This is a genomic window from Pseudomonas sp. FG35 (assembly GCF_057809295.1).
Window position 1 is genome coordinate 1 of sequence record NZ_JBMDJR010000038.1, and the last position, 764, is coordinate 764.

A 764-nucleotide genomic window follows, 5' to 3' on the forward strand; every position below is an offset into this window, starting at 1 on the left:
TGGGCGAGGAACACGTCGAGCATCGACGGCACAAAGTGCAGTGTGGTGATGCGTTCGCGCTCGATCACTTCGCTCAGGTACAACGGATCCTTGTGCCCGCCCGGACGAGCCATGACCAGTCGCGCGCCGGTCATCAGCGGCCAGAAGAACTCCCAGACCGAAACGTCGAAGCTGAACGGCGTCTTTTGCAGCACTGAATCTTCAGCCGTCAGGCGATAGGCGTCCTGCATCCACAGCAAGCGGTTGACCACCCCGCTGTGCTCGTTGATCACGCCTTTCGGTTGGCCGGTCGAGCCCGAGGTGTAGATCACGTAAGCCGTGTGCTGCGGAGTCAGCCCATCGACCGCCAAGTTATCGGCCGACAACGCTTGCCAGGTGTCGTGATCCAGATTGACCACCGGCACCGCCACCTCACCCAGCAAGGCGCGAGTCGAGCCCTGCACCAACACCGCCGACGGCGCGCTGTCCTTCAGCATGTAAGCCAGACGCTCCAGCGGATACGCCGGATCCAGCGGCACATAACCGCCGCCGGCCTTCAGGATCGCCAGCAGCCCGACCACCATGTCCAGCCCACGCTCGACACAGATCGCCACCCGCGCTTCCGGGCCCACGCCCAAACCGCGCAGGTGATGGGCCAGACGATTGGCCCGAGCATTCAGCTCGGCATAACTCAGTCGCTGTTCACCGGAAAGCACCGCCACAGCCTGCGGCGACCGCAAAACCTGCGCCTCGAACAGACCATGGATGCTTTGCTGAAGGTCATA

General features: G+C 63.1%; 1 protein-coding gene. It reads right to left on the reverse strand.

The features are described 5' to 3' along the window. Positions 1–764: AMP-binding protein (locus ACODTD_RS28795; RefSeq protein ID WP_489105446.1), on the reverse strand; the 764-nt coding region annotated here is incomplete at both ends.